At 67.8% G+C, this 24,377-nt stretch carries 23 protein-coding genes; 12 read left to right on the top strand and 11 right to left on the bottom strand.

The annotated features are described in order from the left end of the window. Nucleotides 1-66: 66 nt before the first annotated feature. Complete coding sequence (locus LOZ83_RS26695) at nt 67-711, top strand: TetR/AcrR family transcriptional regulator (RefSeq protein ID WP_236794439.1); 645 nt, start codon at nt 67-69, stop codon at nt 709-711. Here the strand turns inward: LOZ83_RS26695 and LOZ83_RS26690 are convergent. The 4 genes from LOZ83_RS26690 to LOZ83_RS26675 are packed head-to-tail and all read right to left on the bottom strand — an operon-like array spanning nt 706 to nt 3,722. Next, nucleotides 706-1,875: an epoxide hydrolase family protein gene (locus tag LOZ83_RS26690; protein ID WP_236794438.1), complete on the bottom strand. Its 1,170-nt coding sequence runs from the start codon at nt 1,873-1,875 to the stop codon at nt 706-708. The genes LOZ83_RS26695 and LOZ83_RS26690 overlap by 6 nt on opposite strands. After that, on the bottom strand, nt 1,875-2,768 hold the full coding sequence (locus LOZ83_RS26685; RefSeq protein ID WP_236794437.1) for a TIGR03620 family F420-dependent LLM class oxidoreductase: 894 nt from the start codon (nt 2,766-2,768) through the stop codon (nt 1,875-1,877). Before LOZ83_RS26685 ends, LOZ83_RS26690 begins: the two co-directional genes overlap by 1 nt. Nucleotides 2,769-2,816: 48 nt before the next feature. Further along, nucleotides 2,817-3,233 carry a MaoC/PaaZ C-terminal domain-containing protein gene (locus LOZ83_RS26680; protein ID WP_236794436.1) on the bottom strand — a complete coding sequence of 139 codons (417 nt, stop codon included), beginning with the start codon at nt 3,231-3,233 and terminating at the stop codon, nt 2,817-2,819. 9 nt (nt 3,234-3,242) lie between these two features. Continuing rightward, entirely contained in the window at nt 3,243-3,722 is a 480-nt protein-coding gene (locus LOZ83_RS26675) for a MaoC family dehydratase N-terminal domain-containing protein (RefSeq protein ID WP_236794435.1), read from the bottom strand. Nucleotides 3,723-3,828: 106 nt separating this feature from the next. On the opposite strand from LOZ83_RS26675, the gene LOZ83_RS26670 reads away from it, so the two are divergent. Genes LOZ83_RS26670 through LOZ83_RS26660 form a run of 3 tightly spaced genes read left to right on the top strand, consistent with a single transcriptional unit; the run spans nt 3,829 to nt 5,605 of the window. After that, complete coding sequence (locus tag LOZ83_RS26670; RefSeq protein WP_236794434.1) at nt 3,829-4,641, top strand: SDR family NAD(P)-dependent oxidoreductase; 813 nt, start codon at nt 3,829-3,831, stop codon at nt 4,639-4,641. A gap of 14 nt (nt 4,642-4,655) precedes the next feature. Next, on the top strand, nt 4,656-5,255 hold the full coding sequence (locus tag LOZ83_RS26665) for a carboxymuconolactone decarboxylase family protein (RefSeq protein WP_236794433.1): 600 nt from the start codon (nt 4,656-4,658) through the stop codon (nt 5,253-5,255). A 5-nt stretch (nt 5,256-5,260) separates the two neighbouring features. Next, complete coding sequence (locus tag LOZ83_RS26660) at nt 5,261-5,605, top strand: hypothetical protein (protein WP_236794432.1); 345 nt, start codon at nt 5,261-5,263, stop codon at nt 5,603-5,605. An 11-nt stretch (nt 5,606-5,616) separates the two neighbouring features. Here the strand turns inward: LOZ83_RS26660 and LOZ83_RS26655 are convergent, their stop codons facing one another. Next, nucleotides 5,617-6,714 (bottom strand): beta-propeller fold lactonase family protein, encoded by a 1,098-nt coding sequence (locus LOZ83_RS26655; protein ID WP_236794431.1) that lies wholly within the window; start codon nt 6,712-6,714, stop codon nt 5,617-5,619. Between the two features lie 31 nt (nt 6,715-6,745). Beyond that, nucleotides 6,746-8,470: an amidohydrolase family protein gene (locus LOZ83_RS26650; RefSeq protein WP_236794430.1), complete on the bottom strand. Its 1,725-nt coding sequence runs from the start codon at nt 8,468-8,470 to the stop codon at nt 6,746-6,748. A 101-nt stretch (nt 8,471-8,571) separates the two neighbouring features. Here LOZ83_RS26650 and LOZ83_RS26645 point away from each other — a divergent pair, with 101 nt between their 5' ends. Both LOZ83_RS26645 and LOZ83_RS26640 read left to right on the top strand, forming a co-directional pair. Next, nucleotides 8,572-8,889, top strand: a complete 318-nt coding sequence (locus tag LOZ83_RS26645) for a 2Fe-2S iron-sulfur cluster-binding protein (protein ID WP_236794429.1) — start codon at nt 8,572-8,574, stop codon at nt 8,887-8,889. 1 nt (nt 8,890) lies between these two features. Then, nucleotides 8,891-10,150 (top strand): FAD-dependent oxidoreductase, encoded by a 1,260-nt coding sequence (locus tag LOZ83_RS26640; RefSeq protein WP_236794428.1) that lies wholly within the window; start codon nt 8,891-8,893, stop codon nt 10,148-10,150. A 49-nt stretch (nt 10,151-10,199) separates the two neighbouring features. Here LOZ83_RS26640 and LOZ83_RS26635 read toward each other — a convergent pair whose 3' ends face one another. The 3 genes from LOZ83_RS26635 to LOZ83_RS26625 form a co-directional block, all read right to left on the bottom strand. Next, nucleotides 10,200-11,756, bottom strand: a complete 1,557-nt coding sequence (locus tag LOZ83_RS26635; protein ID WP_236794427.1) for a class I adenylate-forming enzyme family protein — start codon at nt 11,754-11,756, stop codon at nt 10,200-10,202. A 75-nt stretch (nt 11,757-11,831) separates the two neighbouring features. Continuing rightward, nucleotides 11,832-13,025, bottom strand: coding sequence for an acyl-CoA dehydrogenase family protein (locus LOZ83_RS26630; RefSeq protein ID WP_236794426.1), 1,194 nt, complete (start codon nt 13,023-13,025; stop codon nt 11,832-11,834). Continuing rightward, nucleotides 13,022-14,062, bottom strand: a complete 1,041-nt coding sequence (locus LOZ83_RS26625; RefSeq protein WP_236794425.1) for a Rieske 2Fe-2S domain-containing protein — start codon at nt 14,060-14,062, stop codon at nt 13,022-13,024. The genes LOZ83_RS26630 and LOZ83_RS26625 overlap by 4 nt, the downstream gene beginning before the upstream one ends. A 121-nt stretch (nt 14,063-14,183) precedes the next feature. Here LOZ83_RS26625 and LOZ83_RS26620 point away from each other — a divergent pair, with 121 nt between their 5' ends. The 6 genes from LOZ83_RS26620 (at nt 14,184) to LOZ83_RS26590 (ending at nt 21,308) form a co-directional block, all read left to right on the top strand. Further along, nucleotides 14,184-15,329 carry an acetyl-CoA C-acyltransferase gene (locus LOZ83_RS26620; RefSeq protein ID WP_236794424.1) on the top strand — a complete coding sequence of 382 codons (1,146 nt, stop codon included), beginning with the start codon at nt 14,184-14,186 and terminating at the stop codon, nt 15,327-15,329. Nucleotides 15,330-15,709: 380 nt separating this feature from the next. Next, complete coding sequence (locus LOZ83_RS26610; RefSeq protein ID WP_236794423.1) at nt 15,710-17,473, top strand: iron ABC transporter permease; 1,764 nt, start codon at nt 15,710-15,712, stop codon at nt 17,471-17,473. A 7-nt stretch (nt 17,474-17,480) separates the two neighbouring features. Next, complete coding sequence (locus LOZ83_RS26605; protein WP_236794422.1) at nt 17,481-18,605, top strand: ABC transporter ATP-binding protein; 1,125 nt, start codon at nt 17,481-17,483, stop codon at nt 18,603-18,605. Next, nucleotides 18,602-19,735 carry an ABC transporter substrate-binding protein gene (locus LOZ83_RS26600; protein WP_236794421.1) on the top strand — a complete coding sequence of 378 codons (1,134 nt, stop codon included), beginning with the start codon at nt 18,602-18,604 and terminating at the stop codon, nt 19,733-19,735. The genes LOZ83_RS26605 and LOZ83_RS26600 overlap by 4 nt, the downstream gene beginning before the upstream one ends. Before the next feature lie 372 nt (nt 19,736-20,107). After that, the gene (locus LOZ83_RS26595) at nt 20,108-20,812 is read left to right on the top strand and encodes a transglycosylase family protein (RefSeq protein ID WP_236794420.1); all 705 of its coding nucleotides are present in this window, start codon (nt 20,108-20,110) and stop codon (nt 20,810-20,812) included. Between the two features lie 193 nt (nt 20,813-21,005). Then, nucleotides 21,006-21,308: a hypothetical protein gene (locus tag LOZ83_RS26590; RefSeq protein WP_236794419.1), complete on the top strand. Its 303-nt coding sequence runs from the start codon at nt 21,006-21,008 to the stop codon at nt 21,306-21,308. Nucleotides 21,309-21,453: 145 nt separating this feature from the next. On the opposite strand, the gene acs is transcribed toward LOZ83_RS26590, so the two are convergent. Together acs and LOZ83_RS26580 are read right to left on the bottom strand one after the other, a co-directional pair. Further along, the gene (gene acs / locus LOZ83_RS26585; RefSeq protein ID WP_236794418.1) at nt 21,454-23,568 is read right to left on the bottom strand and encodes an acetate--CoA ligase; all 2,115 of its coding nucleotides are present in this window, start codon (nt 23,566-23,568) and stop codon (nt 21,454-21,456) included. Nucleotides 23,569-23,645: 77 nt separating this feature from the next. Then, nucleotides 23,646-24,287: an acetate uptake transporter gene (locus LOZ83_RS26580; RefSeq protein WP_236794417.1), complete on the bottom strand. Its 642-nt coding sequence runs from the start codon at nt 24,285-24,287 to the stop codon at nt 23,646-23,648. Between the last annotated feature and the right edge of the window lie 90 nt (nt 24,288-24,377).

Here is a 24,377-nt window from a genome sequence, read left to right as displayed (position 1 = left end):
CATCGACTTCCACAATGGCTCGGCCGGTCGATTCCGGCTTCACCGAATGACGAAGGAGCTCTCGCCGTGGGCCGCCCCAAAGTGCCTCTCATCTCGAAGCACACCACTCTCGAGGCCGCGCTTCGCATCATCGACGAAGAAGGCATCGAGGAACTGAGCATCCGCCGTCTCGCCCGTGAGCTCGACGTCAACGGTGCTTCGCTGTACCACCACTTCCGGAACAAGGATGAGATCCTGCTGGGCGCCGCGCGGCTCGCGCTCGAGGACGCGCGTTTACTCGGCTCCACCGATGTCGACTGGCGGGAATGGTTCATCGGCCAAGCACGGCTTTACCGCCGGGCGCTCCTGGATCACCCCGCTCTCGTGACCATCATCCTGAAGCAGCACCCGCATCGCATCGCACTGGAGTTCTACGACGAAGCGGTTCGTGTCCTGCGCGAGAACGGTGTGCCGACGCCGTCGATCATCCCGCTCATCGAGATGATGGAGTCCTTCACATTCGGGTCGGTGCTCTACATGGCCGCGGCACGCAACGACGACGATGACCTCGGCGAGTCCTACAAAGCACTGGCCGAGGCACGGCGTCGCGCGGCAGGTCACGTCGACGACGAGCAGGTGTGGGAGGCGGCCGCCAGGGCGATGGTCGACGCGGCGCTGGAAGTGGGAACGCGGCGAATCCGTCCCGCGCGCAAGCGCGCGAAATCGTCATGACGACTCGGTGACCGCCGCACGATAGGGACGGAAGAATTCGCGAAGCTCCTGCGCGTACAGTTCGGGCTCCTCGAACGGCGCGAAGTGCCCGCCACGCGGAGGCTCGGTCACCCGCACGACATTGGTGGTGCGCTCGAGCCACGCCCGCGGCGGGCGCACGATATCCCCACGGAAGAGCGAAAAACCGGATGGCACCTCGATCCGGCGGGCATGCTGCTCCGGCGGGATCGCGGCGTCCGCGTGGTACATGCGCATCGACGAGCCGATCGTCCCCGTGAGCCAGTAGAGCGTGACATTGGTGAGGATCTCGTCCTTCGTGAAGACCCGCTCGATATCGCCGCCACAGTCGCTCCACGCCCTGAGCTTCTCGACAATCCACGCGGCGAGCCCCACTGGCGAGTCGGCGAGCCCGAATGCCACTGTGTGGGGTTTCGTGCGGTGTATCGCGCCATAGGCGCCCTCGGCCCCGCCCCAGGCCGTCGCTTCCTCGATCCAGGCGCGTTCCTCGGGCGTGAGGTCGGCGGGGTCACCGGTGTAGACCGGCAAGCCCGCGTCCATGCGGTGCACGGCCACGACCCGGCCGGGGTGATCGAGCGCGAGGTACCGGCTCACCAGGCTGCCCTTGTCCCCGCCGACGGCGCCGAACCGCGCATAGCCGAGCACGTCCATCAGTTCGGTCCACAGACCGGCGACGGCGATGGCGTCGAGGGGCGGCCCGGTGGGGCGTTCGGAGTACCCGAAGCCCGGCAGATCCGGTACGACCACGTCGAACGCGTCGGCGGGGTCCGCGCCGTGCGCACCCGGATCGGTGAGCAGTGGGATGACCTTCAGGTAGCGCCAGAACGAGTCGGGCCAGCCATGACTGAGGACCAGCGGGAGGACCGGCCCGGCCGGCGCGACGGCCCGCTTGTGGACGAAGTGAACCCCGAGGCCGCCGAGCCGGACGCGGAACCGGGGAAGCCGGGCGAGCGCCGCTTCCTGTGCCGGCCAGTCGAACCCGTCCGCCCAGTAACTGACGAGCTCGCGCAGGTACGCGACGTCCGCGCCCAGCGACCACCCGGCGTCCTCGGGTGTGTCCGGCCAGCGCGTCGCGCGCAGCCGCGCACGGAGGTCCTCGAGCGCCGCGGGATCGGCCCGTGGACGATAGGGCTCGGGGTCGCGCATTACTTCGGGCCTGGCTCGAAGGCTTCGGCGAGCTCGCGCCACTCGGTCACAGGGATCTCGCGGTCGCCGCGCAGGACCTGCACCGCGACATGGTTCGCACCGGCGTCGAGATGGTCCCGGATGCGATCGACGGCCCGCTCGACACCACCCCAGGCGACGACGCCGTCGACCAGGCGGTCCGAGGCCGCCTTCGGGTTGGCCCAATCGTCGTCGGAGAAACCGAGCCGGCGCAGGTTGGACAGGTACCCGGGAGCGCGCAGGTAGTAGCTGATCGCCGCGCGCCCGATCGCCCTCGCCACCGACGGGTCCGGCTCGAGCACGACCATCTGCTCGGGCGCCAGCAACGCTTCTGGGCCGAGAATCTCGCGGGCGGTGCTGGTGTGCTTGGGCGTCGTCAGGTACGGGTGCGCGCCGCTGGCGTGGCTGACGGAAAGTTCCAGCATCTTCGGGCCCAGCGCGCCGAGGATCCGCTGGGGCGGCTGGTCCGGGCCGATGGCGTGAAACGGGGCGCGGTCCATCGCCTCCAGGTAGTCCTTCATGTACGTCAGTGGCCGGCTGGGGTCGTGGCCGCGCACCTTCTGGACGAGCGCCGGACTGCTGACGCCGAGGCCGAGCAGAAACCGGTCCGGATAGGCCTCCGCCAGCGTCTTCTGAGCTGCCGCGGTCGTCATCGCGTCGCGGGCGTAGATGTTGGCGATGCCCAGCGCCACAATGAGCTTCGACGTCGCCGACAACAGCATTCCGGCCATGACGAACGGATCGCGTCCGGTCGTCTCGTTCAACCACAGCGTACGGTAGCCGAGGTCTTCCAGCTCGCGGGCCGCCGACCGCGCCGCCGCGGACGGGTGGCCTTCGAACGCCGCCGTCCAGATCCCTACTCGTCCAAGTTCCACGGCATCGCACTGTACACCACTTAGCAATCAATGTTTGGTTATTGGCCGTCACGGATCGAGCCTGGCGGTCGCGCGCCCGGCCACCACTGGTTTCCCGTCCTGATTGACCGTGGTGACGGTGAAATCGGCCAGGCGCTTTTCACCATGCACGGCCTCGACCGTCGCCGTCGTGGTCAGCGTGTCGCCCGGGCAGACCACGTCCACGAAGCGCACGCTGTACTTCGTCAGCCGCCCGTCACCGACCCAGTCGGTCAGGACCTTGCCGGTCGCTCCCATGGTGAGCATGCCGTGTGCGAAGACCGTCCGATACCCGGCCACCTTCGTGACGTACACCTCGTCGGTGTGGAGCGGGTTGTAATCACCGGACGCGCCGGCATACATCACGATCCGCGTTCGCGTGAGGTTGTCGAGGACCACTTCGGTGCGGCTTTCGCCGACCGTCAACCGTGCCGCGCTCAGTGCCATTGAAGACCTCTAATCCTGGGCCGCTGCCCGCGAGGGCAGCACGTACACGAAACGGGCGGTGACGACGACCTCTCCCGTCTCGGCGCTGTGATAGTCGATACGGCGCTCTTCGAACTCAAGCGTGCCGCCGCGGTTCGATTTCTTGGCCCACTTCTCACCTGCGTATTCGGTGGCTGTGAGCACTTCGCCGGCGACGAACGGCCGGTGGTACTCGAAGTGCTGCTCCGCGTGCAGCCAGCCGGTATCACCGATCTCGGCGCCACTCGGCTCCTTGCCCGAGCCGAACCACGCCTGGCCCGCCATCGGCCGTAACGCGTACTCCGGATCGAATTGGGCCGAGGCCATGGTGAATGTCGGCGGGGCGATGGCACCGCCGAACTCCGCGGCCGCCGGTGAACCCGGATCGGTGTAGACCGGGTTCTCGTCACCGATCGCTCTGGCGAACATCAGGATGTGGGTGGCCTCTACCGGAAAGCGATAGAAGCTCATCTCATTCCTCCAGGAATTGCTACCGGGCCACGACTCCGCGACCCGTGACATGGTTCGCAGCCGTAAGTATGCACACAACCGAGCACTGTTGGAATACACTCCCCCCATGCACGCCCCACAGCGACGCACCTCGGCCCTCGTCACCGGCGGCGGGACGGGCATCGGCCGGCGCATCACGGAGAGACTCGTCCAGGACGGCTACCTCGTCACGATCATGGGCCGCCGCGAGGAGCCACTCCGTGCGACGCGGGCCGAACTGGGCGACAGCGTCTCGATCATCGTGGGGTCGGTGACCGACGAGTCCGAGATCGAGCTCGCGGTCGAACTGGCGGACCAACGCGCTCCGCTGCGGATCGCCGTGCTCGCCGCGGGCACGGGAGGACGACCCGCCCGGCTCGCCTCGATGCCGCTCCGTTCGTGGCGGCGCGTGCTCTCCACGAATCTCGACGGCGCGTTCCTCACCCTCCGCGCCAGCGCCGCGCGGATCGCCCGCAACGGCGGCGGGTCGATCGTCGCCGTCTCGTCGATCGCCGCCACCCGGCCACATCACGGGATGGCGGCGTACGCGATCAGCAAGGCCGCCCTCGAAGCACTGGTGGCCAACGGGGCGAACGAGCTCGGAGACCAGGGCGTCCGCGTCAACGCGATCCGGGCCGGCATCGTCGACACCGACATGACGGCCGGCCTCTACGGCGACGGCGACTTCGTGGTGCGGCAGCTGACCGAGACACCGATCGGCAGGCTCGGCGCCACCACGGATCTCGCCGACGCGGTGTCCTTTCTCGTGGGACCCCAGGCATCGTGGATCACCGGAGTGTGCCTCGCCGTCGACGGAGGAAACCATCTGCGCGGAACCGTCGAGGTCGATCCCCGGCGTCCCGGTGTGCTAGACAGTAATCAACCAGTGTTTGATTCATAGTTCGAGGAGGCAGGATGCCCAACGATGAGCGTCAGCGCTCCGGTGGCACGCGCCGGTTCGGCGAACTGCCGGTCGAGGAAATGGACAGCGCACAGCGCGCGGTCAACGACCGGCTGGTCGGGTATCTCTATCCCGACCGGGCCGGCAGCGGCGCGGCGATCGGCGGCCCCATGACGGCGTTGTTGCGCAGCCCGGAGCTGGCTGACGCGGTCGGGCGCCTCGTTCCCCTGATGTTCGAGGGCCTTTCAGTGCCGCGAGCGGCGACTGAGGTGACGATCCTGCTGACCGCCCGGCATTGGGACTGCGACTTCGAATTCCACACCCATCGCAAATACGCGGCGCGCTACGGGGTAGAGGACGCCGTGGTCGAGGCCATCGCGAACGACGTCAAGCCCGAACTCGGCGACGAACTGGCCGACACCTACGACTTCGTCGCGCGGCTGCTCCGCGAGGGTGATGTGGACGACGCGACCTTCGCTTCGGTGGAGCGGCGGTGGGGCCGCCAGGGCGCGATCGAACTCGTCACGACAGTAGGCTTTTACACAATGCTCGCGCTCGTCCTCAACGTCGACCACTACCCCGCGCCGGAACTCCCCGCGCGGGCGAGGAAGTGATGTTCATGGCCGAGCAGTCACACGTCGTTGCCGTGCCCGAGAAGGGGTCGTTCGTCAGGGCCACCCTCCGGGAGGTGCGTCGCTGCCCTGCCCGCGCGGACTTCATCGAGCTGTGCTTCTCCTCCGAGGCGGGTCCGTGGAAGTGGTGCTTCCACAAGCCGGTCGAGCAGGTCCCGGCACCGTCGGGCGAGCACACGCTGGTGCTCGTGCTGGGCCGCTACGGAATTCAGGCCCATCTCGTCGTCGACCACGGCATCGGCCCTGCCCTGTCGAGCTCCGAAGCCATGCCGCTAATCCTCGATGGGTGCCGGCCCTTCGTGTCGCGCGAGCTGATCGAGCGGGGGCGCTGAGCCCGGGCGCGTCACCGCGCCCGGGCGAACACGATCGAGCTGGGCGACGGGACGTCGACCGGCGCGCCGACCGGCCGCGGGTGACGATCGCCGCCCACCGCGAAAACCGCCACACCGTTGGAATCCCAGTTGCCGACGAGCAGATGCCGGCCGGACGGACTCACCCTGACCGCACGCGGATTGCTCCCCTGACTCGCTTCGTGCCCGAGCAGCCGGGCCCCGCCGCTGTCGTCGACGTCGAGCACCGCCACCACGTTCGCGCGCCGGAGCCCGACGAACAGGGTGCGCCCGTCGGGATGCAGATGGAGTTCGGACGGGAGGGCCGCCCTGGCGCCCGCGGGCGCGAGCGGCACGCTGCCGATGATCCTGAGCGGGACATGCCGGCGTGCCTCCAGCACGTACAACGTGGCGTCGCCCTCCCCCACCACATACGCCACCGTCCCCGACGGATGGAACTCGACATGTCTGGGCGAGCTTGCCTCCGGGAAGCCGACACACGCCAGCGGCAACGCGGCCTTCCGCGCGGTCGGGTACGAAACCACAGTGTCCGTCCCGACGTCGGTCACGACGAGCGCGCCGCCGTCCGGGGTGACCCGGACCTGGTGGTCCTTGGAGCCGGAGCCTCGGTAGGCGAACCGCTCGCCGGTCCCGGATTGCCCGGCTCCGCTGGCCGGCACGATCGCCTGCACCTCCGCGATCCCGCCCCGATCGTCGAGCAGGCACGCGGTGACCGCGCCGTCGTCCAGATGCCCCACATACGCGACGCCCCCCGAGGGGTCGACGGTCACGGCGACCGCCATCCCCCCGAGAGACTCCACGGCGGCTCGCCGCGTGAGCCGGCCCGCCGCGTCGATGTCGATGACCGCGAGCCGGCCGGGCCGGGTGAACTCGGCGGCATAGAGCACCGGCAGCGTCGGATGCGGCGTCACGTACTGCGGGCTCAATAGGCCGTCGAGGGCGGGCCCGTCGTGGCGCAGGCGTCCGGTGACATCGTCGAACCCGAGCCGTTCGATCCCGCGAGACGGACGCGTGGTGTCGGCGCCCGGACGCGGGAAGTGCCGCCAGAGATCCTCCGTGAAGCACCCGACGAAGACGTGCCAGCTCGTCATGCCCCTCCTCGATACCCGTGGCCGGAGCGACTCAGACCCGCACCGGTTCCTTGCCGGGCAGCCATTCGCCCGGCAGATCTTCGGTGGCCTTCCCGTCGACCTGGCTGAGCACACCATTGACGGCGGTGGCGCGATAGCCGCCCGCCGGCCTGCGGTAGCGCTTGGCGCCGCCCGGGAAGTCGAAGACCGCCTCGGGCCGGCCGAAATTGAGCGCGTCGAGATCGAACACGGTCAGGTCGCCGCGCTTGCCGACCTCCAGCCGGCCGATGTCGCCGAAGCCGTACAGGTCCGCCAGGCGCGAGGTCACTTCCGCGACCGCCTTTTCCAGCGTCAGATCGCCCCGCTCGCGGACGTAGCGCGTCAACAGCAGCGTCGTGTCGCCGGTGTTGCAGTGGGAGATGATGTGCGCACCGGCGTCGCTGGCCGACACGAACGTCGACGGGTCATTGAGGAAGGCCGCGATCCGGTCCGGGTTCGCGTTGCCCGTCGTGTACGCCAGGCCGGGGTGCAGGTTGTTCAGCTCGATCCAGTCGGCGAGGGCGTCCGACGGGTGACCACCACGGTTGTGGGCCCACTCGCCGAAGGACTCCCCGACGAACTTCTCCAGGTCCGGCCCTTCGACGGTCTCGATCCGGACGCGGTCGAGATCGTGGTGCGGGAAGGTCGTCTTGGGGACGCGGTCCCAATCGGCCGCCGCCCGGACGCGCCACTCGGGGTCCGCAAGCATCCGGCTCTGTGCCGCCTCGTCGGGCGCCTGCAGCAGCTCGTTCCAGGCGGGCACACTGAGGAAGCCCATGCCGCCCTGCCAGTTCGCCATGAACTCCTGCGGGTGCGGCGAGAAAGTCGGGTACGCGCGCAGGCCCTGTGCCCGGAAACGCTTCGCCAGGTCCAGATAGCCCTCGATGATCGACGGATCCTTGTCCCAGTCGATGAACCCGTTCCAGGTCATCGCCACATCCGCGGCGGAGCACAGCCGGGCGCAGCGCTCCAGCTGATCCATGGAGACGGGATGGTCCATCATCTGCGTGAGGACCTCGAAGTGCCCACGGTGCGCACCGTTCACCGCCAGCAGGGCCTCGAGTTCGGCGTCGTCGGCCAACGCGGCCGGCACGAGCCGCCCGTCGGCGCCGCGGTCGAAGTACGAAGTGGAGAAGCCCGAGGCGCCCGCGCGCAGGGCATCGTCGAGCAGGGCGGCGATCTGCCCACGCTCCTCCGGCGTCGACGGGCGCTCCCATGCCTCCTTGCCGAGCACGTAAAGCCGCAACGCCGACAGCCCGACCAGGCCGGCCACATTCACGCCGAAACCGCGGGACCGCATCGAGGTGATGTACTCGGGATAGGACTCCCAATCCCACGGGATGTGGTCCGAGAAACCGAGTTCGGGAATCTCCTCGATCACCGCGAACGTCTTGCTCAGGCCCGCCCGGTCGCTCTCACGGACCGGCGCCAGAGACAGTGAGCAGTTCCCGAACAGCACGGTCGTGACGCCGTGCTGTGGCATCGGATCGCAGCTGGGGTCCCAGAACAGCGACGGGTCGTAGTGGGTGTGGCCGTCGATGAATCCCGGGGCCACGATGGCCCCGCCGGCGTCGATCTCCCGCTCGCCATCGGGGGCCAGGCCGGGCCCGATCTCGGCGACCACGCCGCCTTTGACCCGCACGTCGGCGCGGCGGCGAGGACCGCCGGTGCCGTCGACGAGGGTGCCGCCTCGGACAATCAGGTCGCCCCCAGTGGTGTCCGGCTTGTGAGCTTGCACGCCCTATCCCTCCTGTGCTTTGCGGATCCTGCTGCTGCCGGTCACACTAACCGAACACTGATAGGATTTCTACGGGTGGCAGGGCGGAAGGAGCTCGGAACATGCCTGAACTGCACGTCACGACGCGCGGCGGCGACACGAAGACCGTGCGCGGACGGTCGGGAATGTCGACCATGGAGGTGATCCGGGAGGCCGGCTTCGACGAGCTCATGGCGCTCTGTGGCGGCGAGCTGTGCTGCGCGACCTGTCACGTGTACGTCGATCCCGCGTTCGCCGGCCGGCTGCCCGCCATGAGCGAGGACGAGGACGAGCTGCTGGACAGCTCTGAGCATCGCGAACCCGGCTCGCGGCTGTCGTGCCAACTCCCGTTCGGCGACGATCTGGACGAGCTGCGCGTCACGATCGCCCCGGAGGACTGAAGTGGCGAGCACCCACGACGTCGTGATCGTCGGCGCCGGGCACGGTGGCGCGCAGGTGGCCGCGGCCTTGCGCCAGCACGGATTCACCGGCTCGGTCACGCTGGTCGGCGACGAACCCGGCCTGCCCTATGAACGACCGCCGCTGTCCAAGGACTACCTGTCCGGCGAGACGCCGTTCGAGCGCCTCCTCATCCATCCACCCGCGTTCTGGCGCGATCGCGACGTCGAGGTCCGTTCCGGGCGACGCGTCATCGAGGTCGACCCCCGGGAGCACCGGGTGGTGTGCGACGACGGCAGCATGATCGGGTACTCCCACCTGGTCTGGGCGGCCGGCGGTGCCGCACGCACCCTGAGCTGCCCCGGCCACGACCTGCGCGGGGTGTACACGGTGCGAACCGTCGCTGACAGCGACCGCATCCGCGCTGAACTCCCTGCGGTCACCCGGGTCGTGGTGATCGGCGGTGGCTACATCGGACTGGAGGCCGCGGCGGTCCTCGGATCCGCCGGGAAGCACGTGACGGTCGTCGAGGCGCAGGATCGGGTGCTCGCCCGCGTCGCAGGCGTGCAGCTGGCCCGGTTCTACGAGAACGAACACCGCGCGCGCGGAGTCGGCATCCGGCTCGGCGCGACCGTCGAATGCCTGGAGGGCAACGACTCCCGGGTAGCCGGGGTCCGGCTCGCCGATGGTGAGCTGCTCCCCTGTGAGCTGGTGATCGTCGGGATCGGCATCGCCCCGTCGGTCGGACCGCTGCTGGCTGCGGGTGCCCAAGACGGCGGACGCGTTGGCGGGGTTGCCGTCGACAAGTCCTGCCACACAACGCTTCCCGACGTGTTCGCCATCGGTGACTGCGCCGCGCACCGCAATCACTTCGCGGACGGGGAGCTCATCCGGCTCGAGTCGGTGCAGAACGCCAATGACCAGGCGGCGGTCGTCGCCCGCACACTGTGCGGTGAGGACGCCGAATACGACGCCGTGCCGTGGTTCTGGTCCAAGCAGTACGACCTGCGCCTGCAAACGGCCGGCCTGTCGAGCGGTCACGACCAGAGCGTCGTGCGCGGCGACCCAGCCACGCGCCGCTTCTCGGTCGTATACCTCCGGGACGGCGTAGTCGTCGCGCTGGACTGTGTCAACGCCGTGAAGGACTATGTGCAGGGCAAGAAACTCGTCACTGGGCGCCTGTGGGTCGATCCCGCGACGCTGGCCGATCCCGCGGTCGCCCTCAAAGACCTCACACCATCGGCAACCGCGGCCCCGCATTGACCGCGAAAGCACGAATGGCCGCCGGCATGACCGGCGGCCATTCGTCGTTTCAGCGGAGCGGGGGTCCGAGCGAGGCTGGATCCGAGTATTCCTCCGCGAGCTGCCATTTGAGCACCTTCCCGGACATGTTGCGCGGCAACGGGGACGGCCGCAGCACCACATAGCGCGGCAGCTTGTAGTCCGCGAGGTGGGTCTTGCAGTGTTCGCGGATCGCGGCCGGCTCCAGGCCGGCGTCCGCCGCCGGGTGAATGATCGCCGCGGCGGTCTCGCCCCATTTCTCGTCGCCGACCCCGATCACGGCGCACTCGGCGACGCCGGGAATCTGCTCGAGCACGCCCTCGATCTCGGCGGGATAGACGTTGATACCTCCCGAGATGAACATGTCCTTGCTGCGCCCGACGATGAAGAGAAACCCCTCCTTGTCGAGCCGGCCCAGATCGCCGGTCCGCAGCCACCCGTCGACCAGCGTCGCCGTCGTCGCCGCCGGGTCCTCCCAATAGCCGAGCATCACCTCCGGCCCCTTGACCACCACCTCCCCGACATCGCCCGCCGGCACGTCGACCAGCTCAGCGCACGCGTGGTCGACGACGCGGATCCGGTTGTGGATACCGGCCCGGCCGACAGAACCCGGCCGATGCCGGCAGTCGTCGAGGCTCTGCCAGGTCGTGGAGCTCGCCCCCTCGGTGAGCCCGTAGGCGTTGCGCACCGGGAGGCCGGCGGCCCACATGCTTTCGAGGAAGGCCTCGCTGACCGCGGCGCCCCCGGTCAGGCACGTGCGCAGGCACGAAAGGTCGAAGCGCGCGAAATCCGGGTCGCGGCGCATGCCCTCCCAGATCACGGGGACGGCGGTGAAATGGGTGATCCGGTGCCGCTCGACGACTTCGAGGGAGCGCCGGGCGTCGCTCACCGTGTCCAGCACGGTCAGGCCGCCGCCCACATAGGTCACGGCCCACAGCATCACCAGCGTCCCGGTGAACGCGAGCGGCGCCGGAAGGTAGAGCCGCGCGGTTTGCCCGAGGTCGTCGGCGATGTTGCGGTAATGGGCGGTGGCGAGCACGTTGCCGTGGGTCAGCATCGCGCCCTTCGGCCTGCCCGTCGTACCGCTCGTGTAGCAGATGAAGGCCACATCGTCGGACTCGACCGCGACATCGGAATCGGCGACGTCGTCGGAATACAGCGCCTGCAGCACCTCGCCGAAGCCGGGCTCGAACCCGACCCGGACGACGTCCCGGGCGGGCAGGTCGTCGAGTGCCTTCGCAGTCGTCTCGGCGAACGTCGCGTGCGCGATCACCGCGCTACAGCCCGAGTGCCCGATGATGTAGCCGAGCTCGCCCGCCGTGAGCCGGTGGTTGAGGGGGACGGTGATGGCACCCAGCTTGAACCCGGCGATCACGATTTCGAGGTACTCACGGCAGTTCGGGGCGATCAGCCCGACGCGGTCGCCCTTGCCGATGCCGCGCTGCCGAAGCCCATTGGCGAGGCGGTTCGTCCGCTCGTCCAGCTCGGCCCACGTCGTGACGACGTCGCCGTCGATGATCGCCTCGCCACCGGGGCACGCCCGCGCCCAGAAACGGGCGAAATCTCCCAGACCCTCACGACTCGTCATGTATCCAGCCCATAGTCACTCGAACCCGCACCTTCGCGGACTCACCACGATAGTCGCCGCCACGTCGTCCGCGCCTCATGCGACGAACGGGCGCGGCACGTTGACCGCGTCTTCCTTCAGTAATTCACGGGCCAGGAAGGCCCGGTGCACCTCGTTGGCGCCCTCGGTGATCCGGAACAGGCGGATCGTGCGCATCATCCGTTCGATGGGATAGCGATCCGTGTAACCGATGCCGCCGAGGATCTGCAAAGCGCGGTCGAGCACCGTCCACGCCATCTCGGTGCCCATGATCTTGACCATGGCCGACTCCATCCGGCACCGCTGCCCGGCGTCCAGCTTGCGGGCGGTGTCGTGCGTGAGCGCGCGCACGGCGCTGATCTGCATCGCCGAATCGGCCAGCATGAACTGGATGGCCTGACGGCTCGCCAGCGGCTCACCAAACGTCTGCCGCCGGTTCGCGTACGCCGCGGCGATCTCCAGGGCCCGCGCCGCGGGACCCAGCATGCCTGCCCCGTAGTAGAGCGTCCTGATCCGGCCGAACCACTTCTGCCCCAGCACGAATCCCTGGCCGACGTCCCCGAGCACGTCGTCGTCGGCGACGAAGCAGTCGGTCAGGCGGATCCAGGTCGCGACCTTCCCGGACATCGTGCCGGTGTCCCCCTCGACCGCGACCCCGGGGTTGTCGGCACTCACGATGAACGCCGTAATTCCGCCCCGTGACCGCTTTTCCGAGTCGGTCACGGCGAATACGATCCCGAACCGCGCCAGGAAGTACTCGCTCATCATTCCCTTGACGCCATTGAGGAGCCAGCCGCCGTCGACCCGCGTCGCCGTCGTCTCCATCATGCCGCCGGGGTCGGATCCGGCGTCGGGCTCGCTCATCGCGATGAAGTAGCCACAGCCTTCCTCGACGACCGGACGCGCGTAGAGCTCGCGCTGCCGCTCGGTGCCGTGCGACAGGATGATCGCCGGCGGGTTGCCGCCGAAGATGCCCGCGCCGTAATAGCCGCCGCTGACCCCGCTGACGGTCGTGCGCATGATTTCCTCGAGCAGCACGGCATTGTCCAGGACGTCGAGTCCCTGCCCGCCGAACTCCACCGGCGCCGACAGGCCCCAGAATCCGCCGGACCGGGCCTCCGACTGCAACTCCTTGAGCAGCGGCTCCTCGGGCAGGCCCTCGACCGGCAGATCTCGTTCGAGCGGAACGAGCCGCCGCTCGACGAAGTCGTGCAGCGCCGCGCGACGCTCCTCGAGCTCGCCCTGATTCACGATCCGACCTCGCTTTCCGAGCCCACTGCTCGCTGTGTTTCCGCGCCGGAAACTGGCTGCGCGGTGTAGAACTGCCTCTTCCATTTCGTGAAGGTCCGGAACGGCACGACCTCTTCGGCGACGAGATGCGCCTGCGCGCCCGGGCGGCGGTGCGTCCAGATGACCATGTCGTTCTCGACCTGCCGGCAGGCCATCTTGAACCGGGCGAGCTGTTCGCCCGTCGGCGCGTCGGAACCCGATGCGTTGCGCGGCAACACCATCGTCATCAAGATCTCGCACTGCGTGTCGTCGACCGGCGTCTGGGCCTGGATCAGCGAGGCGCCGTCGGAGAACCGGGCGAGGATGAGGCCCAGACCCCAGTTCGTCACCTCGGTCACGGCGTCCACGATGTCGCCCCCGCCGTCCGGGCGATACAGCTTCATCGGCATGGAAAACCGGACATGGAATCGGTGGTCGACCGGGTCCAGCTCCAGAATCGTGCCGATCTCCGGTGTCTCGTGCACGAACTTGAAGTGGCTCATGTCCACTGTGTTCTCGGTGACGAAGTCGATGTGCATCGGGAGATCGGCGTACCGCCGCGCGGTGTCCGGCCCGACGGGGTAGTACTCGGGCTTGCCCATTCCGGGGAGTTCGGCCTCGCCCGGCGGATCGTACTGCGGGCCGGCCCCGTCGGGGCTGTACCACGCCAGAATGACGGACCCGCCGAGCTCCGCCACATGCCACGCCCGCAGGCCCTGCGAGCGGCTGACCCGCGAGCTGTAGGGAATGTGCGCGTTGCAGCCGGACCGGTCGAAACGCCAGCCGTGGTAAGGGCAAGCCAGTGTCTCGCCGATCGTGCGCCCGCCGTGCCCGATGTGGGCGTTCATGTGCGGGCAGTAGGCGTCGAAAAGGCCGATGTCGCCGGACTCGTACCGGCACAGCACCAGGTCCTGGCCGAAGAAGCGCAGCGGCCGCACCTCACCGCGGGCGACTTCGTACGACCAGCCGATCTGGAACCATCCGGCGGGAAAGGTGCGCTCAGGCTCTCGAACTTGCATCGTCTTCCCATCACTGGAGTTGCATCGTCGCTACCCGTGCGGCCTCGCGACCTCGCCGGGCAGCGCCGAGCCGACTATAATCCAACAGCGATTGGAAAGCCACACATCAAGGAGATGACGGATGCGCGACGCAGTGATCGTGGACGCGGTACGAACCCCGCTCGGCAGGCGGAAGGGAATCCTCTCGACCGTCCATCCGGCCGACCTCTCGGCCCACGTGCTGACGGCACTGGCCGGGCGCAGCGGGATCGATCCGGCCGTCGTCGACGACGTCGTCTGGGGCTGCGTGAGCCAGATCGGCGAGCAGACGTTCGACATCGCGCGCACGGCGGTGCTCGCCGCGGGCTGGCCCGAGACCGTGCCGGGCACGACGGTCGACCGGCAATGCGGTTCATCCCAGCAGGCCGTGCATTTCGCCGCGGCCGGGCTCATCGCCGGCCAGTACGACGTGGTCGTCGCCGGTGGAGTCGAGTCCATGACGCGGGTTCCCATGGGTACGGCGATGGGTGACGCCGATCCGCTCGGCGAGCGCTACCAGGCCCGCTACGGCCCGGGCTTCCCGAACCAGGGACTGGGCGCGGAAATGGTCGCCGAGCAGTGGGGCTTTTCCCGTACACAGCTCGACGAGTTCGCCTTGGCCAGCCACGAGAAGGCTGCCTCAGCACGAGGCGAAGGCCGGTTCGAGGGCCAGATCGTCCCGGTCACGCTGCCGGACGGCACTGTGGTCAGTGAGGATGAGGGCATCCGTCCCGGTGGCACGCTGGAGGGGCTCGCCAAGCTGAAGACAGTGTTCAAAGAGGACGGTGTCATCCACGCCGGGAACGCCTCCCAGATCTCCGACGGCTCGGCCGCGTTGCTGATGACCACCTCGGAGAAGGCGGCCGAACTCGGGCTGACCCCGATCGCGCGGGTGCACACCGCCGTCCTCGCCGGCGCGAACCCGGTGGTCATGCTGACCGCGCCGATCCCCGCCACACAGAAGGCGCTTGCCAAGTCCGGGCTCGAGCTCGGCGAAATCGGCACTTTCGAGGTCAACGAAGCGTTCGCGCCCGTGCCGCTCGCCTGGCTGGCCGACCTCGGGGCGGACGCGAAGGCGCTCAACCCACTCGGCGGCGCGATCGCGCTGGGCCACCCGCTGGGCGGCTCCGGTGCCCGGTTGATGACCACGATGGTCCACCACATGCGCGACACCAGGATCCGCTACGGCTTGCAGACGATGTGCGAGGGCGGCGGCCAAGCCAATGCGACGATCCTCGAACTGGTCTGAGCACCCGAGTAGCTCGGCGACGGCGCCCAATTCCTGGCAGCGCTTCGGCACTGACGACGACCAGGTCGACGGCGAGCGCGGCGTCATCGTCAATGCGGCCTCCGTCGTGGGCCTTCGACGGGCAAATCAGCCAGGCAGCCTAGTCGGCACCCAAGGGCCGGGCTACCCCTGCCCGTGGCGCGCGATCTCGCGTCGGCGCGGATTCGCGTCGTCACCATCGCGCCCGGCCTGTTCGACATCCCGCGGAATGCCCGCCGGGTACGGCGCTTCGGCACTGAACGCCTTTCCCACGACGACGGCCTACCATTCCAATCAACGTTGGATTATGCTCTCGCCACACGGCCGCCCCGGCCACTGAGTACGACAGTCAAGGGGAAACGATGCACACCACTGGCAGTGTCGCCAGCGACGAGCACTCCCGGACCGGCGACGACCACCGGCCCGCGGTGCCGGCCCGGCGCATCAGCCTGACCGACCGGCGCCCCGCCCAGATGACCGCACGCCGGGCGTCGGCGCTGATCCTCGTCGGCGTCGTCGCCCTGCTCTGCCTGCCACCCGTCTACTTCGTCCTCGACGCCGCGCTGAGCGGCGGGGGCATCGGGTTCCGGCAGATGATCCAGGACCGCACGCTGGGCCGGACCGTGCAGATCACGATCACGCTCGCCCTCGGGTCGGTCGTCATCAGTACGGTGCTGGGAATCCTGCTCGCCTGGGGCGCGCAGGGGCTGAGCCGGCGCAACCGCTGGCTCGGCACCATCCCGCTCATCCCGCTGGTGATGCCGGCTCTCGCCGCGGTCACCGGGTTCGGGTATCTGCTCAACCCCAGCATCGGGTTCGGCAACCTGTTGCTGCGCAAGGTCATGTTCTGGACGGACATCCAGTCCGGTCCCTTGGACATCAACACGGTCCCCTTCATCGTGATCGTGACGGCGACTCTCCTGACGAGCTTCGTCTATCTCTTCGTCCGCAGCGCACTCGCACAGCTCGACCAAGGTGTCTACGACGCGGCCGCCGCATCGGGCGCGTCACCACTGCGCGCGTTCTTCACGATCATCCTGCCCCTGCTGCGACCATCCATTGTGTACTCTTCGCTGACCGTCATGCTGCTCGCCCTCGGGCAGTTCGCGGTGCCGCTTTTCCTTGGCCGCCAACAGAACCTCAACGTGCTGTCGACGGCCATGTACGTGAGCATGTCGCAGGCTCCGCCCAACATCCCGCTCGCCGCGGCCTACGGGCTCCCGATCGTGGTCGCGGGCGTCGTGTTCCTGATCATCCAGCGCGTCGTGCTGCGCGACCAGGACCGCTTCGCCGGCACGGGAACGAAAGGCGCCGCACGGTCATTGAGCAAGAGCGGCTGGTTTTCCCATGCCGCATTGGTGGTCTACGGGCTCCTCGCGGTGGCGGCGCCGATCGTGTGCCTTGCGATCGTGGCCTTTCAGCCCTACTGGTCCAAGGACATCGTCGTCAGCGACTTCACCCTCGACAACTTCCGATCGGTGTTCGACAACCCACGACTGACCGACGCCATCGTCAACACGCTTGTCTACTCCCTCAGTGCCACCGTGATCGCGGTGCCTCTCGGCTATCTCTGCGCGAAAGTGCTCCATCGCCGACGCCACCAGAAGGTGATCGCCAATCTCGTCGACGTACTGGTGAGCATGTCGCTGGGCATCCCGGCGGTGATCTTCGGAGTCGGTTTCCTGCTCGCCTTCACCTACGGTCCCCTCGACCTGTACGGCCGCGGGGCCGGGCTCGTGGTCGTCTACATCGTCGTGACATTGCCCTTCATCACGCGGATGGTCCTCGTCGGCCTGATGACCCTGGGCACCAACCTGGTCGAGGCGGGCGGGGCGTGCGGTGGCCCGCTGTGGCGGCGAATCCTGACCCTGGAGTTGCCGATGCTCCGGCCCGCCCTCGGCAATGCCATCGCGATCTGCCTGATCCTGACCGCGCAGGAATTCGGCGCGTCGATCCTCGTCCGGTCCAGCCAGACCCAGGTCATGTCCACCGTGCTGTACGACCAGTTCGCCAATGGCAGCAACTCCCAGGTCGCGGTGATGGCTTTTCTCATGTGTGCGATCACGGGAATCGGCGTGCTGCTCGCCCTGCTGATCGGTCGCCAATCCAGCCCGAAGGAGAGCTGATCCCGCGATGTCCGATCTGAAAGTGAAGGACCTGCGCAAGGTGTTCGGGCGGCGCGCCGGCGTCGTGGCCATCGATGACGTGTCGCTCGAGGTACCCCAGGCCGAGATGCTGGTCCTGGTGGGCCCGAGCGGGTGCGGGAAGTCCACCACACTGCGCTGCCTCGCCGGTCTGGAGAACCCGAACGCCGGTGTGATCGAATTCGGCGACCAGACGATTTTCGACGCCCAGCGCAAGATCGCCGTTCCGATCCACCGGCGGGACATCGGCCTGGTGTTCCAGAACTACGCGCTGTGGCCGCACCTGTCCGGCTGGAACAACATCGCGTTCCCACTGAAATCCCGCTGGATCTCCCGTGCGGAACGACGACGCAGGGTCGGGGCCATCGCGGAGGTCGTCGACCTCGATCGCGCCCTGCTCGACAAGCGACCCGGCCAGCTCAGCGGCGGTCAGCAGCAGCGCGTCGCGCTGGCCCGGGCGCTCGTCGCCGAGCCGAAGATCGTGATGTTCGACGAACCGCTGAGCAACCTCGACGCGGCGCTGCGCGAACAGCTGCGATCCGAAATCCGGCGGCTGCACGAGGAAATCCGCTTCACCGGGGTCTACGTCACCCACGATCTCGCCGAGGCGATGGCCGTCGGCGACCGGGTCGCGGCGATGACCGACGGGGCGATCGTCCAGCTCGGCCGTCCCGACGAGCTGTTCACCACCCCGGCGACCAGCCGGATTGCCCGCATGATGGGCTACCGGCGGGTCTGCGTGATCACCCGCGAGGACGGCCGGTGGAGCGGCACCGACTGCGACTTCTCCGGTCCCGCACCAGACGGACCCGCAACTGCCTATGAGCTGCTCGCCCGCCACGATCGCATCACGGTCGCCCGGGCAGGCGCGGCCGACTCGTCCGATCACGTGCATCGCGTCCGCGGCGGCGTCGTCGCGGGCGTGGGCTATCTCGGTAGCGAGCAGGAACTGAACGTCGACTTCAAGGGCCGGGACGTGCGGCTGGTCCTGCCGCTGGACCGGACCTTCGCCCCGGGCGACCGGGTCGACCTGACGGTGCGGGTGACCGACACCCGCACCTTCCCCCTCACCGAACGGATCGACGCCTCAACCGACCAGGAGACGAACACATGACGACAAGAGGTCACAACGGAGTGATCAGCCGCGTGACGCGAGCCTTCGCCTTGGCCTGCGTGATACCGCTGGCTGTCGCCGCATGCGGCAACTACAGCGGCAGCGGCAGCGGAAGCGGGGGCAACACGCCCGCCCCGGCACAGGGACCCGCGGCCGCCTGGCCGGACGTCCTCAAGGCGGCGGACACCGAGGGCAAGCTCCAGGTCTGGTCCGTCCTCAGCCCGGCACACAACGCCGAAGTCGAAAAGGCGTTCGAGAAGGCTTACCCGAAGATCGACATCAGTATCGCCCAGTACGGGCCCCCGGACATCGACACTCGCGTCGACGCGGAGCACAAGGCGGGGATCAACTCGGTCGACGTACTCCTGAGCACCGACCGGATGTGGCACGAACAGCATCTGGGCGACGGCTACTTCCAGAAGATCGCCGGCCCCGACGTCGTGGCGGCCGACAAACTCGTTCGTGGCACCGCCGCGCCGAGCACCGACGGCACGCCGAAGAGCACGCAGGCGCTCTACGACAACGACACTCGCGTGATCACGTTGTTCGCGCCGTGGGGCTACGCCTGGAACACCGACGCCGTCAAGACCCCGCCGCCGAGCTTCGAGTCGCTCTTCGCCGGCAACACCTACCAGGGCCGCATCGGCATGAACGACCCCAACACGAACTCGGTGAACACGGTGCTCTTCGGAAAGCTCAGCGAGCGCTACCCGGACCTCTTCCAGCGGCTCGGCGCGCTCCACCCAACCTTGTACGCGAGCTCCGGCCCGGCTTCCGAGGCCCTGGGAGCGGGTGCGGTCAACGCCATCCTGGCGATCTCCGCGGCCGCGGTCGCACCCGTCAAAAAGGCCGGTTTCGCCTTCGACACGAAGTTCCCCGCCCTCGCTACCCCGGCGTATGGCGAGGTGCTGTCCTCCGCGCACAGCCCCAACGCGGCGCAGGTGTTCGTCAACTGGCTGATGACCCCGCAGGGCCAGGCCGCGTGGGCGTCCGGGTATGCCTCGGTCCTGCCGAACATCCCCACTGCGAAGAACCCCGCGGCCGGCATCGAGGTGTTCGAAGCGGAGACCGTCGACCCCAAGCAGGTGGCGGCCTGGAAGGACCAGCTGAACAAAGCACTGGGACGCTGACCGGGTATCTCACGGCGATTTCTGCCACGAGTTCGGCATTGTGAGAAATTATCAATCCTCAGCCGAAGCACTATTCATCCAGCGCCCGCCTACGCAGCTTTCGTTGCGGTTAAGCCAAGAACTATTGCCAGAATAGCCGTCCGGCGATGTCACGAAGCGTCGTTTGATCACTACCAGATTTGATGATCTGTGTCCATTCCCACGGACTATGTACACCGGAAGTTTCTTTTTCGTAATCTTCTCGCGTTTTTGCGGTGACCTGCGATCTACCCCGAGGATCAGCGGCCGCAAGCCATCGCGAACCTCCGGCTCCGCGGCCTCCCCAGGCATGGAGACGACCGCGCGGTGTGAGTGAGAAGGAGCCCCACCCCCGTGGGACGTCACAGCAAGCCCAGTAAAACGAAAACGGTCCTCAAGCGGACCGGTGCGACCGCGGCCATCGCGGGCGCGACACTCGGCGGCATCGGCCTTGCCGGAGCCGGCACGGCCAACGCATTCCCCGGACAGTCCGGACTGGTCAGGTGCGAAAGCGGCGGCAACCCGGCCGCGGTCAACAACACCGCGGCCGGGCAGCGCGCCGGCCGGCCCGCCGGTCTGTTCCAGATCGTGACCGGCACCTGGCTGGCCAACGGCGGCGGGCAGTTCGCGCCCACCGCGGACAGGGCCACCGCGGCTCAGCAGCAGATCGTCGCGGACCGGATCTATGCGAAGCAGGGTTCGGCGCCGTGGGAATGCGGCACCGGCTCGGGCCCCGGCCAGTTCTCGTTCTTCGGCGGGCAGGGCGGCGGTGCCGCCGCGCCGGAGGCCCCGGCCGTCAAGTCCCGGCCGAGCAAGCCCGGCGTGAAGGCGCAGCCCAAGAAACACGAAGCGAAGGCGCAGCCGAGGAAAACGGCCCCGGCCGCTGCGACCGGATCGAACCCCAACGGCGACTACACCGTCGTCGCGGGCGACACCCTGTCGGGCATCGCGCAGAAGTTGAGTGTGTCCGGTGGCTGGCAGCACCTGCAGCAGCTGAACTCGCGGTACATCCCCAACGCCAATTTGATCCTGATCGGACAGACGATCGCCACCAAGTGATCCGTCCACGGGCCGCCGGCCCGTCCGCGTCGCGTTCCCCCGTGCGACGCTGACGCGGCCGGCGGGCCGCCGACCGGTTCCCCGCCGGCGGCGCGCTCGGGCGCCGTCCCCGGACCCGCGGCGGCAGCATCGCGGGGTAGGCAGGCTCCGTGGACGGGATCACCGACCCGCCTACCCCGCCCGCCTTACCGCGATGCGCCGATATCCGACCGAAAGCCTCCAGACGGCATGTGAGCAACCGGAGAGAGCCGGTTCCGCTTGGCACAGGCTCGGCGTACCGAACTCGATTTGGGACAACCCGGTCTGGCCGGACCGGGCGAGCTCCAACGCGTCAGGTGTACCGCATCTGACCGAGCGGATGCCGCAGCAATCGGCCGGCGGCTTCATTCAGCTCACCGAACTGGCCGGCACCGCGGCGAGCGTTCCGATGATCCAAAAAGGGGCCGAGCGGGATGTTAAGGGACTCAAACCCCTGACCCCCTTTCGCTGCCGGTGACCCTTGGTGCACGCGCAGGTGTGCCCCAGAGTTGCTCCAGCAAAACGGCGCGAAGCCCGATCACGGAACGCACTCCCGGCACCGTGGTCGCCGATGAGCCTCTGGCAGGGCCAGCGTGAACTGGGCATGACCTGGGTGGGTGACGTCAACCTTCCTGGCCGAAGGCCTTGATCTCGTCAGCCTCCTGCGCGGACAGCTCGCGGGGGACCTCGCCGAGATCGACTTTCTGGCTCTGCACGTGGTGCCGGATGTCGTCGACGATCTCCGGGTTCGCCAGCGTCGAGACATCACCGACATCGGCGAAGTTGGAAATGCCGGCGATCACGCGGCGCATGATCTTCCCGGACCGGGTCTTCGGCATGTCGGACACGATCCACACGTGCTTCGGCCGCGCGATCTTGCCGATTTCCCGGTCGATCGCCGCGGAAACCTTGTCCGCGACCGCCTTGCCCGGCTGCTGACCCGGTTTGAGCGAGACGTACATCTCCACGGCCCGGCCCCTGGTTTCGTCGATCACCGGCACGGCCGCGGCCTCGGCGATCTCCTCGACGGTGAGGCTCGCGGACTCGAGTTCCTTGGTGCCCAGCCGGTGCCCGGCCACATTGATCACGTCATCGACCCGGCCGAGGATCCGGAAGTAGCCGTCCTCGGCCTGCACCGCGCCGTCCCCGGCGAAGTACGGCCAGTCGCGCCAGTCCTTGCTTTCCGGATCACGGCAGTACTTGCGGAAGTAGGTGTCCACGAATCGCTCGGGCTGGCCCCAGATGGTCTGGAAGATTCCCGGCCACGGGTTGCGGATGCACATATTGCCCGCCCGGCCACTGCCCGGTTCGACCGTATTGCCGTCCTCGTCGTAGATCACCGGATAGACGCCGAGCACGCCCGGGCCGCAACTGCCGGGTTTCATGGGCTGCAGCGCGGGCAGTGTGGCGCCGAGGAAACCGCCGTTCTCGGTCTGCCACCAGGTATCCACGACCACGGCCTCGCCCTTGCCGACGACGCGGTGGTACCACCGCCACACCTCGGGCTCGATCGGCTCGCCGACGGTGGTCATGTGCTTGAAGTGGTAGTTGTAGCGGGCAGGCTCCTCCGGGCCGAGCTTGCGCAGCATACGGATCGTGGTCGGCGCCGTGTGGAAGATGGTCACGCCGAGCCGTTCGGCGATCCGCCAGCAACGACCGGCGTCGGGATGGGTTGGTGCGCCTTCGAACAGGACGGTCGTCGTGCCCAGCGCCAGCGGGCCGTAGACGATGTAGGAATGCCCGGTGATCCAGCCGATGTCGGCACAGCACCAATAGGTGTCCTGCGGGTGAATGTCCTGATAGTACTTCGAAGTTCCGGCCACATAGGCCAGGTAGCCACCCGTGGAATGCTGGCAGCCCTTCGGTTTCCCCGTGGTCCCGCTGGTGTACATCAGAAACAACGGAGCCTCGGCCGGCATCGAGACGGGTTCGACCACCCGGCCGCGGAATTCGGGCAATATGTCATCGACGAACACGTCGCGGCCCTCGACCATCGGTGTGGGCGAGCTGTAGCGGTCCCGGTGCCGGCGGAAGACGAGGACCTTGTCGACCTGCTGGCCCTGTTTCGCCGCCTCGGCAACGGCTTCGTCGGCTTTGGCCTTGTGGTCGGCCAGCTGGCCGTTGCGGTAGTAGCCATCCATGGTCACCAGAATCCGGCTGCCCGAGTCGGCCATCCGGCCACCGCAGGCGGTACCGGAGAACCCGCCGAACACCTCCGAATGGATCGCACCGAGCCGGGCACACGCGAGCATGGCGACCGGCAGTTCGGGCACCATCGGCAGGTGGAAAGTGACCCGGTCGCCGGTACGCACGCCACAGTAGTCCCGTAGCAGCGCGGCGAACTCGTTGACTCGCCGGTACAGCTCCTGATAGGTGATGACCGCGTCCGGCTCGTTCTCCGGCTCGGCAACCCAGATCAACGCGGCCTTGTTGCGGTCCTTGGCCAGGTGCCGGTCCACGCAGTTGTAGGAGGCGTTGAGCCTGCCGCCGGTGAACCACTTCCAGAACGGCGGGTCGCTCGTGTCCAGGACCGTGTGCCAGTAGGAGTCCCAGCTGAGCAGCTCGGCGTACTCGGTGAAACAGTCCGGGAACCTGTCCTCCGCATATCGATCCACAATGGACGGATCGGATGCGTTGGCCTGCCCGATGAACTTCGGCGGCGGCGAGAAATAGCCTTCTTCACGCCAATGCACCGCAATCTCCGCCTCGGACAACGGAATCTCTCGCTCGACGGTCATAACAATCCCTCTTTCCGGCAAAAGCAACACGGGCAGACCGCGGTTATGCGGCCTGCCCGGTCAGGTTCAGTGATATGTCAGTGATGCGGTGCTGACGAAAGCGGGAAGACCGGAAGAACAGTCCGTTTCCACGTGAAATTCGTGACGCCGGCAAAAGAGGCATACCACGCGGCCACCGCGGTGACCAGGCCGAGCCAGCCACCCACCTTGTCCATCATCGCCTGGCCGGAGTAAGCCCCGATCGTCAGGAACAGGAAGGTGAGCGTCAGGAACACGAATACGCCCAGCACGGCGCCATTCACCCGGGCGGCCGCGATCGTCATGTACGCGGTGAAAATCGTCCAGGCCAGCAGGTACAAACCGGTCGCGGTAGCCGCGCCGCCGCCGAGCGCGGGCACAACAAACTTCACATATGCCGCATATGACAGCCAGAACGCGCCGAACGAACTGAAGGCGAGGGCCCCGAAGGTGTTGCCCTTGCGGAATTCCCACATACCTGCCAGCAATTGGGCGATTCCGCCGTAGAACAGTGCGAGCGGGAGCACGACGGCTTCCAGAGTCACATTGGTGACGAGCTTGGCGTTGAAAACGCTGAGTACGAAGGTCGTCATCGCGAATCCGGCCAGGCCGAGCGGCGCCGGATCAGCGATGTTCGGGGCGGGTTCTGTCTGCCGCGTGTCAGGAGTTACAACGGAGGCTCCTGTTTCTGTATGTACCATCAGCCACTCCTTTCACCAGGCTGACCGGCGTTTTACCGGACACACTCATCAGGTGTGGGCAGATTTCAGGCTAGTACCGGGAGCAGATGT

Origin of the sequence: Amycolatopsis sp. GM8 (assembly GCF_021653975.1) — a bacterium.
Taxonomy (GTDB): domain Bacteria; phylum Actinomycetota; class Actinomycetes; order Mycobacteriales; family Pseudonocardiaceae; genus Amycolatopsis_E.
This window is presented reverse-complemented; position numbering and strand designations above follow the sequence as displayed.